General features: G+C 65.2%; 12 protein-coding genes. 11 read left to right on the top strand and 1 reads right to left on the bottom strand.

What is annotated here, in order from left to right:
* The 8 genes from VNM24_07225 to rplQ form a co-directional block, all read left to right on the top strand.
* On the top strand, positions 1–565 hold a 565-nt coding region (locus tag VNM24_07225; GenBank protein ID HWQ38390.1), incomplete at its 5' end, for a preprotein translocase subunit SecY.
* Between the two features lie 13 nt (positions 566–578).
* Entirely contained in the window at positions 579–797 is a 219-nt protein-coding gene (gene infA / locus VNM24_07220) for a translation initiation factor IF-1 (protein ID HWQ38389.1), read from the top strand.
* A 44-nt stretch (positions 798–841) separates the two neighbouring features.
* Complete coding sequence (gene rpmJ / locus VNM24_07215) at positions 842–955, top strand: 50S ribosomal protein L36 (protein HWQ38388.1); 114 nt, start codon at positions 842–844, stop codon at positions 953–955.
* A gap of 33 nt (positions 956–988) precedes the next feature.
* On the top strand, positions 989–1,369 hold the full coding sequence (gene rpsM / locus VNM24_07210) for a 30S ribosomal protein S13 (protein HWQ38387.1): 381 nt from the start codon (positions 989–991) through the stop codon (positions 1,367–1,369).
* Positions 1,370–1,395: 26 nt separating this feature from the next.
* On the top strand, positions 1,396–1,794 hold the full coding sequence (gene rpsK, locus VNM24_07205; protein HWQ38386.1) for a 30S ribosomal protein S11: 399 nt from the start codon (positions 1,396–1,398) through the stop codon (positions 1,792–1,794).
* Positions 1,795–1,804: 10 nt separating this feature from the next.
* Positions 1,805–2,431, top strand: coding sequence for a 30S ribosomal protein S4 (gene rpsD / locus VNM24_07200; protein HWQ38385.1), 627 nt, complete (start codon positions 1,805–1,807; stop codon positions 2,429–2,431).
* Between the two features lie 90 nt (positions 2,432–2,521).
* Positions 2,522–3,496 carry a DNA-directed RNA polymerase subunit alpha gene (rpoA, locus tag VNM24_07195; protein HWQ38384.1) on the top strand — a complete coding sequence of 325 codons (975 nt, stop codon included), beginning with the start codon at positions 2,522–2,524 and terminating at the stop codon, positions 3,494–3,496.
* A gap of 15 nt (positions 3,497–3,511) precedes the next feature.
* A complete protein-coding gene (gene rplQ / locus VNM24_07190; protein HWQ38383.1) occupies positions 3,512–3,907 on the top strand; it encodes a 50S ribosomal protein L17 in 396 nt (131 codons plus the stop codon).
* A gap of 117 nt (positions 3,908–4,024) precedes the next feature.
* On the opposite strand, the gene uvrA is transcribed toward rplQ, so the two are convergent.
* A complete protein-coding gene (uvrA, locus tag VNM24_07185) occupies positions 4,025–6,874 on the bottom strand; it encodes an excinuclease ABC subunit UvrA (GenBank protein ID HWQ38382.1) in 2,850 nt (949 codons plus the stop codon).
* A gap of 124 nt (positions 6,875–6,998) precedes the next feature.
* On the opposite strand from uvrA, the gene VNM24_07180 reads away from it, so the two are divergent.
* From VNM24_07180 to VNM24_07170, 3 genes are all read left to right on the top strand, one after another.
* The gene (locus VNM24_07180; GenBank protein ID HWQ38381.1) at positions 6,999–8,336 is read left to right on the top strand and encodes an MFS transporter; all 1,338 of its coding nucleotides are present in this window, start codon (positions 6,999–7,001) and stop codon (positions 8,334–8,336) included.
* A gap of 17 nt (positions 8,337–8,353) precedes the next feature.
* Positions 8,354–8,815, top strand: coding sequence for a single-stranded DNA-binding protein (locus tag VNM24_07175; GenBank protein HWQ38380.1), 462 nt, complete (start codon positions 8,354–8,356; stop codon positions 8,813–8,815).
* Between the two features lie 201 nt (positions 8,816–9,016).
* Positions 9,017–12,280 (top strand): indolepyruvate ferredoxin oxidoreductase family protein (locus VNM24_07170; protein HWQ38379.1); only part of this gene is annotated, 3,264 nt, incomplete at its 3' end.

Genomic DNA, 12,280 nt, shown 5'->3' with positions numbered 1-12,280 from the left:
CGGCCAGACGAGCCATCTGCCGCTCAAGCTCAACATGTCCGGCGTGATCCCGCCGATCTTTGCCTCGTCGATCATCCTGTTTCCGGCCACGCTGGCGGGATGGTTCGGCACCAGCGAGGCGGTGTACTGGCTGCGCGACATCAGCGCGATGCTCTCGCCCGGCCAGCCGATTTACGTGCTGCTCTACGCAGCGGCGATCATCTTCTTCTGCTTCTTCTACACCGCGCTGGTGTTCAACCCCAAGGAGACCGCGGAGAACCTGAAGAAGGGCGGCGCGTTCGTACCCGGTATTCGCCCGGGAGAGCAGACGGCGAAGTACATCGAGAAGATCATCATGCGGCTCACGCTGGCGGGATCGCTGTACGTGACTCTGGTGTGCTTGCTGCCGGAGTTCCTGATCGTGAAATGGAACGTGCCGTTCTACTTCGGCGGCACCTCGCTGCTCATCATCGTGGTCGTGACCATGGATTTTATGGCGCAGGTGCAAGCCTACGTCATGTCGCACCAGTATGAGAGCCTGCTGAAGAAGGCCAGTTTCAAGGGCGGAATGTTCCCGACCCGCTAGGCGCAAGGGGCGCATGGCCAAGGAAGAGACGATCCAGATGCAGGGCGAAGTCGTGGAGACGCTGCCCAACGCGACTTTCCGCGTCAGGCTGGAGAACGGGCATGTGGTGCTGGGACACATCTCGGGAAAGATGCGCATGAACTACATCCGCATCCTTCCCGGCGACAAGGTTACCGTGGAACTGACCCCGTACGATCTGACCAAGGGCCGGATCGTGTTCAGGGCGAAATAGGAGCCGGCGCGGCGCCCCAGCGCGCAGCGCGAGGAGAAATCGAAATGCGAGTGCAGGCATCAGTGAAGAAGATGTGCCGTAACTGCAAGATCGTCCGGCGCAAGAACGTGGTGCGCGTGATCTGCTCGGATCCGCGCCACAAGCAGCGTCAGGGCTGACGAACCCGTGAGGGGTGACGAGAGGATAGAGGCATGGCCCGTATTGCCGGCGTAAACATTCCCAACCAGAAGCACGCCTGGATCGCGCTCACCGCGATCTACGGCATCGGCCGTTCGCGCGCGCACGACATCTGCGCCGCGGCCGGCGTCAACCCTTCGACCAAGATCAAGGACCTCTCCGACGGCGAGATGGACAAGCTGCGCGAGCAGGTGGCCAGGTATACGGTCGAGGGCGACCTGCGCCGCGAGGTCACCATGAACATCAAGCGGCTGATGGACCTGGGCGCGTACCGCGGCGTGCGTCATCGCAAGGGCCTGCCGGTACGCGGGCAGCGCACGCGCACCAATGCGCGCACTCGCAAGGGACCGCGCAAGGCGGCGGTCAAGATCACCGCGCCGGTCCAGGCGAAATGACGAATCGATCGTGAGGGACTGCCGACATGGCGACCAGAGCTCCTGCCAGCACACGCGTTAGAAAGAAGGCGAAGAAGAACGTCGCGGAAGGTATCGCGCACATTCACGCCTCCTTCAACAACACCATCGTGACCATCACCGACCGGCAGGGCAACGCGCTCGCCTGGGCGACCTCCGGCGGCGCCGGCTTCAAGGGTTCGCGCAAATCCACGCCGTTCGCCGCTCAGGTGGCCGCGGAGCAGGCCGGCCGCGCTGCGCAGGAATGCGGCGTGAAGAACCTCGAAGTGCGCATCAAGGGACCGGGACCGGGTCGCGAATCGGCGGTGCGCGCGCTCAACGCCGTGGGTTTCAAGATCACCAGCATTTCGGACGTGACGCCGGTTCCGCACAACGGCTGCCGCCCGCCGAAGAAGCGCCGCATTTAAGGAGAACGCCGTGGCCAGAAATCTCGACGCCAAGTGCCGCCAGTGCCGGCGGGAGGGCGAAAAGCTTTTCCTCAAGGGCGAAAAGTGCTTCACCGACAAGTGCGCGGTCGAGCGACGCTCCTACGCCCCCGGTCAGCACGGCCAGAAGAACGTGCGCCTATCCGGCTACGCCACGCAGTTGCGCGAGAAGCAGAAGGTCCGCAGGATCTACGGCGTCCTGGAGCGCCAGTTCCGCAAGACCTACAAGGCCGCCGCCCGCAGGAAAGGGGTGACCGGCGAGGCGCTGCTGCAGGCGCTGGAAAGCCGGCTCGACACGGTCGCTTACCGCATGGGATTCGGCGCTTCGCGCACCGAGGCCCGGCAGATCGTCCGCCACAACGGAATTCTGGTCAATGGAAGGCGGGTCAATATCCCTTCCTACCAAGTGCGCGCGGGGGACGTGATCGAGGTCGCCGAAAAGGCCAAGGCCCAGTTGCGCGTGAAGGCCGCCTGCGAGGCCGCCGAAGGCCGCGGCTTCCCGGAGTGGATCGAGGTCGACGTCAAGGCCCTGAAGGGTACTTTCAAGGCGCTGCCGCAGCGCTCGGACCTGCCGGCAACCATCAACGAGTCCATGGTGGTCGAGCTGTACTCGAAGTAATTCGTGATTCCGCCCCGAATGACCGGCGCCGCAATCGCCGACAGCGGCGCCGGACGGACATGTTCGGGACCTTTTTAGAGGACCTAGCTTATGCAAAGCAGCTTGCTCAAGCCGCGTATCATCGATGTGCAAGCCATTGGACCGTTCCATGCGAAGGTCACCATGGAGCCATTCGAGCGCGGCTACGGACACACCCTGGGCAACGCGTTGCGCCGGGTGCTGCTGTCCTCGATGCCGGGATGCGCGCCGACCGAGGTGAAGATCAGCGGCGTGCTGCACGAGTACTCGACGATCGAAGGCGTCCAGGAGGACGTGGTCGACATCCTGCTGAACCTGAAAGGCGTGGTGCTCAAGCTGCACAATCGCGACGAGGTCGTGCTCAATCTGAAGAAGCAGGGAGAGGGCCCGGTCACCGCCGGAGACATCGAACGCTCGCACGACGTCGAGATCATCAATCCGGACCACGTGGTTGCGCATCTGGCGCCGGGCGGCAAGCTGGACATGCAGATCAAGGTCGAAGCCGGCCGCGGCTATGTGCCGGCTACGGCGCGCCAGATCTCCAAGGAAGGTCGCACGATCGGCTCGATCATGCTCGACGCCTCCTTCAGCCCGGTAAAGCGGGTGAGCTACGCGGTGGAGAGCGCGCGAGTGGAGCAGCGCACCGATCTGGACAAGTTGATCATCGACATCGAGACCAACGGCGTGGTCGAACCCGAGGAAGCCATCCGTTACGCGGCGCGCATCCTGATGGAGCAGTTGTCGAGCTTTGCCGATCTGAAGGGCACACCGGTGCAGGTGGAGACCCCCAAGACGCCCCAGGTCGATCCGATCCTGCTGCGCCCGGTCGACGACCTGGAACTCACCGTGCGATCGGCCAACTGCTTGAAGGCGGAGAACATCTACTATATCGGCGACCTCATCCAGCGCACCGAGACCGAGCTCCTCAAGACCCCGAATCTCGGCCGCAAGTCGCTCAACGAGATCAAGGAAGTGCTGGCCGCGCGCGGGCTGACCCTGGGGATGAAGCTGGAGAACTGGCCACCGGCCGGACTCGAGAAGGTCTGAACAAGGAAAACGACCATGCGTCACCGACTGGGACTGCGCAAACTCAATCGCACCAGCGCGCATCGCGAAGCGATGCTGCGCAATATGACCAACTCGCTGCTGCGGCACGAGGTCATCAAGACCACGCTGCCCAAGGCCAAGGAGCTGCGCCGCGTGGCCGAGCCGATCATTACGCTCGGCAAGAAGCCGTCGCTGTCCAACCGGCGTCTGGCGTTCGCGCGGCTGCGCGATCGGGCCATGGTGACCAAGGTGTTCAACGAGCTGGGGCCGCGCTACGCCAAGCGCGACGGCGGCTATCTGCGCATCCTGAAGTTCGGCTTTCGCCAGGGGGATAACGCACCCATGGCGCTCGTGGAACTGCTCGATCGTCCGGAAACGACGGCCGCCGCGCTCAAAGAGCCAAAAAAGTGACGGGTTCGCTGCGGCGGAGGTTGACGTTCGCGAAGGTCGAGCGGTAGCCACGGCACGCCGAGGAGTGCTCAGAGGCCGGCTTTGCCGGCCTTCTCGTTTGTGGTGCCGCCCCTGGTCTCACCCGGCGGCGGCCCGCTTGGCAACGTCGGCTTTCCCGAGCACCTCACGCAGATAGCGCCCGGTATGGCTGTCCGGGTGCCCCGCCACATCTTCCGGCGGGCCCTGGGCCACGATGTTCCCGCCGCCGTCGCCGCCTTCGGGGCCGAGATCGATCACCCAGTCGGCGGTCTTGATCACATCCAGGTTGTGCTCGATCACGACCACCGTATTGCCGTGATCGCGCAGCCGGTGCAGGACCTTGAGCAGCAGCTCGACGTCGTGGAAGTGCAACCCCGTGGTCGGTTCGTCGAGGATGTAGAGCGTGGCCCCGGTGTCGCGCTTGGAAAGTTCCAGCGCCAGCTTGACGCGCTGCGCTTCCCCGCCGGAGAGCGTCGTGGCGCTCTGCCCGAGGCGAATGTAGCCCAGCCCGACGTCGATCAGCGTGTCGAGCTTGCGCGAGACTGGCGGCACCGCCGAGAAGAACTCCCGCGCCTGATGCACCGTCATTTCCAGCACGTCGTGAATGTTGCGCCCCTTGTAGCGGACCTCGAGCGTCTCGCGGTTGTAGCGCTTTCCGTGACAGACGTCGCAGGGCACGTAGATATCGGGCAGGAAGTGCATTTCTACCCTGATGACGCCGTCTCCCTGGCACGCCTCGCAGCGCCCGCCCTTGACGTTGAACGAAAAGCGCCCAGCTCCGTAACCGCGCTCGCGCGCCAGCTGCACCCCGGCGAACAGTTCGCGAATCGGCGCGAACAAGCCGGTGTAGGTGGCCGGGTTCGAACGCGGCGTGCGCCCGATCGGGCTCTGATCGACGTTGACCACCTTGTCGAAATGCTCGAGGCCCTGGATGTCGTCGAACGGCGCCGGCTCCTCGGTGCTCCGGTAGAGCCGCTGCGCGACGGCGCGATAAAGGGTTTCATTGACGAGGGTGGACTTCCCCGAACCCGACACGCCAGTCACGCAGACGAACAGACCGACCGGCAGATCCAACGCGATTGCCTTGAGATTGTTGCCTCTGGCGCCGGTGATCCGCAATCGCCGCGCGGGATCGGGGGCCGCCCGCAGCGGCGGAATCCCGATCTGCCTGCGTCCGGACAAATATTGACCGGTCAATGACTCGGGATGCTGCGCGATCGCGATGGGAGGGCCCTCAGCGACGACGCACCCCCCGTGCTCGCCGGCACCGGGTCCCATGTCGACGACATGGTCGGCAGTCATGATTGCTTCGAAGTCGTGCTCCACGACGATTACCGAGTTGCCCAGGTCGCGCAGCCGCTTCAGCGTGGCGAGCAGCCGTCCGTTGTCGCGCTGGTGCAGGCCGATCGAGGGTTCGTCCAGCACATACATCACGCCAGTCAGTCCGGAGCCGATCTGCGAAGCGAGCCGGATGCGCTGGGCCTCGCCGCCGGAGAGCGTGTCGGCCGAGCGCTCGAGCGAGAGATAGTCGAGGCCTACGTCGTTGAGGAAGGCGATTCGGTTGACGATCTCGCGCACGATCTTGTCGGCGATCGCGAGCCTCGTTCCGTCGAGCCGGAGCTCGCTAAAGAATTGCTGGGCCGACCTCAGCGGCAGGAGCGAGATCTCGTGGATGTTGCGGCCGCCGACCAGCACGTGGCGCGCTTCGCGGCGCAGGCGCGAGCCGCCGCACTCCGGGCAGGGGCGCGTGGCCAGAAACTTGCCGAGCTCCTCGCGCACGACCGGGGAATCGGTCTCCTTGTAGCGGCGTTCCAGATTGGGGAGGATGCCCTCGAACGCATGCTCGCGCTGGTACTTGTTGCCGCGCTCGCCGATGTAGACGAACCGGATCTTCTCCTTCCCGGAGCCGTAGAGCACGGCTTGACGGATGTGCTCCGGCAGCTGCTCGAAAGGCGTCTCGATGTCGAACCCGTAATGACCCGCGAGGCTCGCAAGCATCTGAAAGTAGAATTGATTGCGCCGGTCCCAGCCTTTGACCGCGCCGGCCGCCAGCGACAGCCCAGGAAAGGCGACCACGCGCTCCGGGTCAAAGAAGGTGATCGTGCCCAGCCCGTCGCAACGCGGACAGGCGCCCATCGGGTTATTGAAGGAAAACAGCCTCGGCTCGAGCTCGGGCAGCGAGTAGGAGCAGACCGGACAGGCGAAGCGCGCCGAGAACAGGTGTTCTTTGCCGGTGTCCATTTCTACGGCGATTGCCCGGCCTTCAGCGTGACGCAGCGCGGTTTCGAACGATTCTGCCAGCCGCTGCTTCATGTCCGCGCGGACCTTCAAGCGGTCGATCACGATCTCGACGGTGTGCTTCTTGTTCCGCGCGAGCCTGGGCACATCGTCGAGCTCGTAGACCTGCCCGTCGATGCGCACGCGCACGAATCCCTGCGCGCGCAGCTCCTCGAGCAGATCCAGGTTCTCGCCTTTGCGTCCCACGAGCAGCGGCGCCAGGATCATGAGCCGCGTCTCCTCGGGCAGGGACGCGACGTGGTCGACCATCTGAGCGACGCTCTGCGCAGCCAGGCGCACGCCGTGGTCGGGGCAGTGTGGATCACCGACCCGGGCAAACAACAGGCGCAGGTAGTCGTGGATCTCCGTCACCGTTCCGACCGTGGACCGGGGATTGTGGCTTGCCGCCTTCTGCTCGATCGCGATGGCGGGAGACAGACCTTCGATCAGATCGACGTCCGGCTTTTCCATCAGCTCCAGGAACTGGCGCGCATAGGCCGAGAGCGACTCCACATAGCGGCGCTGGCCTTCAGCGTAGAGCGTGTCGAAGGCCAGCGAGGACTTGCCCGATCCGGAAAGCCCGGTGATCACGACGAGCTTGTTGCGCGGCAGGTCGACGCTGAGATTCTTGAGGTTGTGGGTGCGCGCTCCCCGGATGCGGATGGCGTCCATCGTGGCTGGGCCGATTCGTCGAGCGGTCGTTGGCGAAGGTGAACCTGCTACTATACTGCACAGTGTTTTTCGTTCCCAATCCGCCGCTTACTTCGCGTTTCAGCGCATGTCTTTCGAGGACCGGATGTCGGCTCGGGAGGTGCGCGCAAGTCTCGGACTTGCCAGCATCTTCGGGCTGCGCATGCTCGGCATGTTCGTGATCTTGCCGGTGTTCGCCTTGTACGCTCGCAATCTGCCCGGCGGAGCCAACCACGTTCTCGTGGGGCTCGCACTGGGCGCCTACGGCCTTGCCCAGGCGCTGCTGCAGGTTCCCTTCGGCTGGCTGTCCGATCGCTGGGGGCGCAAGCCGGCGATCTATCTGGGTCTTCTCGTCTTTGCAACGGGGAGCGTCGTCGCCGGATTGGCGCAGGACGTCTATGTCGTCATCTTCGGGCGCGCGCTGCAGGGCGCAGGGGCGGTGTCGGCCGCCGTGATCGCGCTGACTGCGGATCTAACCAGCGAAGAGAGCCGCACCAAGGCCATGGCCATCATCGGCGTGACGATCGGTGCCACCTTCGCCCTTTCCATGATCGTCGCACCGGTGCTCGAAGGCGCCATCGGAGTACCCGGGATCTTCTTTCTGACCGGAGCGGCTGCGCTCCTCGCCATTCTGGTGGTGCGTTTCGTGGTTCCGGACCCGGAAGTGCCCGCACGCGCGGCGCAGCGCGTTCCCGTCACCGAGGCATTGCGGGACCGGGAGCTCGGACGTCTGAACGCGGGGATTTTCACGCTGCACGCGGTGCTGATGGCGCTCTTCGTAGTGGTGCCGCTGCGGCTCGAACAGTGGCTTCCCGGTTCGGCGCACTGGAAGGTCTACCTGCCGGTCATGGTGGGCGGTGCCGCCCTGATGTTGCCGGCGATGCTGCTCTCGGAGCGCAAAGCCCGGCGCAAGGCGGCTTTCGTCGGGGCGGTGGCCGTGCTGGCGCTCTCCGCGCTTGCCCTCGCCGCAGCGGCATCCCTGGTTGCAACGGTCGCTGCGATGCTGCTGTTCTTCGCCGCGTTCAATCTGCTCGAAGCGAGCCTGCCTTCGATGGTTTCCAAGGTCGCGCCACCGGCCGCCAAGGGCACCGCCATCGGCATCTACAGCACGACCCAGTTCATCGGTGCGTTTGCCGGAGCAGTGGCGGGCGGCTGGATTTCGCAGCACTTCGGTGCCAGCGCGGTTTTTTACGCCTGCGCGCTGGGCTGCGCGGTCTGGCTGCTGGTGGCGGCTGGAATGCGCGCGGACCGGCAATTCGCCCTGCGACGCTACCGCTTGCCGACCACGGACTCGGCCCGGGCGCAGCGCATCGTGCGCCGCCTGGCGAACCTGCCCGGTGTGCGCGAGGCGCTGCTGGGCGCCGAAGGCATGGCGTACCTGAAAGTGGACAGCGCGGGATTCGACGAACAGAATGTGCTGGATCTGCTCGCCGCTGAAACCTAACTCGAGGGGGAGAATGCATGGCTTCCGTCAACAAGGTTATCCTGATCGGCAATCTCGGCCGCGATCCCGAAGTGCGCTACCTGCCCAGCGGAGATGCCGTGGCCAACCTTTCGATCGCGACCACCGAAACGTGGAAAGACAAGAACGGCGAGAAGCAGGAGCAGACCGAATGGCACCGCGTGGCGCTGTTCGGCAAGCAGGCCGAGATCGCCGGCGAATACCTGAAGAAAGGGTCCCAGGTCTACATCGAAGGCAGGCTGCAGACGCGCAAGTGGACCGACAAGGAAGGCCAGGAACGCTTCACCACCGAGATTCGCGCCGAGCGCATGCAGATGCTGGGTTCGCGTTCCGGCGGCTCCGAGCGCATGCCTGCACCGGAGGAGGAGCGCGCGCCGCCTTCCGGCGCGGCGAAGAAGACGGCCGCGGCGGGTACCAAGGCCGGCAACTTCGACGACATGGAAGACGACATCCCATTCTGAACCGAAGGCGGCCTTGCGCGCGAGGCCGCTGCCTGGCCTGGGCGCCCTTTCTCGGGTTCGGATCCACTGGTCGCTGTTGTGCGGCTGCGCGCGCCCGCCCCTCGGGTAGAGCGGGCCGGGATTTTCCGCGAGAATAGCGGTCCATGAAATCGAGGTGGGCGCGCGTTGCGCGCCCACCTCTCCCGGAAAGGCTGGTTCGCAATGGCTCTGCGCAGCGTTACGCTCGACGACAAGTACACGCTCACCGAAGGGCGCATCTTCATCACTGGCACCCAAGCGCTGGTGCGACTGCCGATCATGCAGCACATGCGCGACCGCGCGGCGGGGCTGGATACGGCGGGCTATATCTCCGGTTACCGCGGTTCGCCGCTCGGCGGCTACGACCAGCAGCTCTGGGCCGCGGACAGGCACCTCAAGGCGCACAACGTCGTTTTCCAGCCCGGCGTAAACGAAGATCTGGCCGCGACCGCGATCTGGGGCACGCAGCAGCTCGGTTTCCACGGCAGGCCGAAATACGACGGCGTATTCGCGATCTGGTATGGGAAAGGGCCGGGCGTGGATCGCACCGGTGATGCCTTCCGTCATGGAAACCTCGCCGGGACGCATCCGCACGGCGGCGTACTGGTCCTCATGGGCGACGACCACACCTGTGAGTCTTCCACCACCGCCCACCAGAGCGAATTCGCGATGATGGACGCGATGATCCCGGTTCTCAATCCGGCGGGTGTCCAGGACCTGCTCGATTATGGCCTCATGGGCTGGGCCCTGTCGCGCTACTCGGGCTGCTGGGTGGGCCTGAAGTGCGTAAAGGACACGATCGACGCCAGTGCCACGGTGGAAGTGAGCCCGGCGCGCGTGCCGATCGTGCTGCCAGCCGACTTTCCGATGCCGCCCGGCGGACTGAACATCCGCTGGCCCGATACCCCGCTCGATCAGGAAGAGCGCCTGCACAAGCACAAGATCGCGGCGGTCAAGGCCTTCGCCCGCGCGAACCGCATCGACCGCGTAGTGGTTGATTCGCCCCGCGCGCGGCTCGGCATCGCCACCTGCGGCAAGTCCTACCTCGACGTGCGCCAGGCGCTGGCGTATCTCGGGATCGACGAACGCGAGGCGGCGCGCCTGGGGCTGCGCATCTACAAGGTCGGCATGACTTGGCCGCTGGAGCCGGAGGGCGCGCGGCGCTTCGCCGAAGGGCTCGAGAAGATCATCGTCGTGGAGGAGAAGCGCAGCCTGATCGAAACGCAGCTCAGGGAAGCGCTCTACGGATGCGCGAACGCACCGCAGATCGTCGGCAAGCGCGACGAGCTGGAGCGCGAGCTGTTCCAGTCCAACGCGGCGCTCGATCCCAACGTGGTCGCGGTCGCGATCGGCCGCCGCATCCTGGAGCGGGTGCACGACGCGCAACTCGCGCACCGCGTTGCGGAGCAGGAGCGACTTGAGTCGCGCGTGCCGGAGAAACCCGCCATGGAGCGCACGCCGTACTTCTGCTCCGGCTGCCCGCACAACACCGGCACGCGCGTGCCCGAAGGTTCGATCGCGCTCGCCGGCATCGGCTGCCACTTCATGGCCCAGTGGATGGAACGCAACACCGCCGGTTTCACCCAGATGGGCGGGGAAGGCGCGAGCTGGATGGGCGAGGCGCCGTTCGTGGATACCCCGCACGTCTTCCAGAACATCGGCGACGGCACCTATTACCACTCGGGCCTGCTGGCGCTGCGCGCGGCGGTGGCTTCGGGCGTGAACATCACCTACAAGATCCTGTTCAACGACGCGGTGGCAATGACCGGCGGCCAGCATGTCGACGGCCCGCTCACCGTGCCCCAGATCACGCGCCAGGTAAGTGCCGAAGGCGCGAAGAAGGTGGTCGTGGTGACCGACGAGCCCGGGAAATACGGCCCCGATCCGGGTTTCGCCGAAGGCGTGGAGATCTATCACCGCGACGACTACGACCGCGTGCAGAAGATGATGCGCGAGATCCCGGGCGTTACGGTGATCGTCTACGACCAGACCTGTGCCGCGGAAAAGCGCCGGCGGCGCAAGCGCAACCGGTATCCCGATCCGCCCAAGCGCGTGTTCATCAACGACCTGGTATGCGAAGGCTGCGGCGACTGCGGCGTGAAGTCGAACTGCGTTTCCGTCCTGCCTCTGGAAACCGAATTCGGACGCAAGCGCACGATCGACCAGTCGAGCTGCAACAAGGACTATTCCTGCGTGAAAGGGTTCTGTCCGAGCTTCGTCACGGTGCACGGCGGGGGTCTCAGGAAAGGCAAGTCGGCTGCGCCGGCGGGCGGCAACGTGGAGACGCTGTTTCCCGCAGTGCCCGAGCCGAAGTTGCCGTCGCTGGACCAGCCCTACGGCATCCTGGTGACCGGCGTGGGCGGAACCGGCGTGGTGACGATCGGCGCGATCGTGGGCATGGCCGCACATCTGGAAGGCAAGGCTTTCGGCGCGCTGGACATGGCGGGCCTGGCGCAGAAAGGCGGTGCCGTATGGAGCCATCTGCAGATCGCCTTGCAGCCCGAGGACATCCACACTGTGCGTCTAGGTTCCGGCGGCGCGAAGCTGGTGCTGGGTTGCGACCTGGTGGTATCCGCCAGCCAAAAGACCATGGACACGGCCCGCGAAGGCACGCGCGCGGTGGTCAACATCCATCAGCAGATGACCGGCGACTTCACCCGCAACGCGGACTTCCAGTTTCCCGGCGCATCGCTCCGGCGCACGATCCTCAGAACCGTGGGCGAACACAACGCCGAGTTCGTCGACGCCACGCGGATTGCCACGGCGCTCATGGGCGATTCGATTGCGACCAACATGTTCATGCTCGGCTACGCCTATCAACGCGGGCTCATCCCGGTGTCGGCCGAGGCGATCAACAAGGCGATCGAGCTGAACGGCGCCGCCGTGAAGATGAACCAGGCGGCCTTCCTCTGGGGCCGGCGTGCGGCCTTCGATCTCTCGGCGGTCGAGCGCCTGGTCGCACCCAAGCCGGAGGCGGCCGCGAGCCTGCGTTTGTCGGAAAGCCTGGAGGAGATGATCGCGCGCCGTGCGCAGTTCCTGACCGGCTATCAGAACGCGGCCTACGCCGCGCGCTACAAGGCGCTGGTCGATCGGGTGCGCGAAGCCGAGGGCAGACTCAAGGGGCTGAGCGGGCTGACCGAAGCGGTCGCGCGCTACTACTTCAAGCTGCTGGCGTACAAGGACGAGTACGAAGTCGCGCGTCTGTACACCGAGGGCAGCTTCGAACAGAAGATCCAGTCCACGTTCGAGGGCGACTACCGGCTGCACTTCCATCTCGCGCCGCCGCTGTTCGCCAGGCGCAACCCGGAAACCGGCGAGCTGATCAAGGCCGAGTATGGACCTTGGGTGTTCGCTGCGTTCAGGCTGCTCGCAAGACTGCGCTTTCTGCGCGGCAGCGCGCTTGATCCCTTCGGCTACAGTCGCGAGCGCAAGGTGGAGCGCCAGCTC

Source organism: Burkholderiales bacterium, assembly GCA_035560005.1.
Classification (GTDB): domain Bacteria; phylum Pseudomonadota; class Gammaproteobacteria; order Burkholderiales; family Eutrophovitaceae; genus DASRFY01.
The sequence above is the reverse complement of the archived record's forward strand: the minus strand, read 5'-3'. Positions and strand labels throughout refer to the sequence as shown.

What these genes read in the sequence shown, in the direction of transcription:
- infA (HWQ38389.1), top strand. Translation starts at nt 579, where the DNA reads ATGGCCAAGGAAGAGACGATCCAGATGCAGGGCGAAGTCGTGGAGACG.
- rpmJ (HWQ38388.1), top strand. Translation starts at nt 842, where the DNA reads ATGCGAGTGCAGGCATCAGTGAAGAAGATGTGCCGTAACTGCAAGATC.
- rpsM (HWQ38387.1), top strand. Translation starts at nt 989, where the DNA reads ATGGCCCGTATTGCCGGCGTAAACATTCCCAACCAGAAGCACGCCTGG.
- rpsK (HWQ38386.1), top strand. Translation starts at nt 1,396, where the DNA reads ATGGCGACCAGAGCTCCTGCCAGCACACGCGTTAGAAAGAAGGCGAAG.
- rpoA (HWQ38384.1), top strand. Translation starts at nt 2,522, where the DNA reads ATGCAAAGCAGCTTGCTCAAGCCGCGTATCATCGATGTGCAAGCCATT.
- rplQ (HWQ38383.1), top strand. Translation starts at nt 3,512, where the DNA reads ATGCGTCACCGACTGGGACTGCGCAAACTCAATCGCACCAGCGCGCAT.
- uvrA (HWQ38382.1), bottom strand. Translation starts at nt 6,874, where the DNA reads ATGGACGCCATCCGCATCCGGGGAGCGCGCACCCACAACCTCAAGAAT.
- VNM24_07180 (HWQ38381.1), top strand. Translation starts at nt 6,999, where the DNA reads ATGTCGGCTCGGGAGGTGCGCGCAAGTCTCGGACTTGCCAGCATCTTC.
- VNM24_07175 (HWQ38380.1), top strand. Translation starts at nt 8,354, where the DNA reads ATGGCTTCCGTCAACAAGGTTATCCTGATCGGCAATCTCGGCCGCGAT.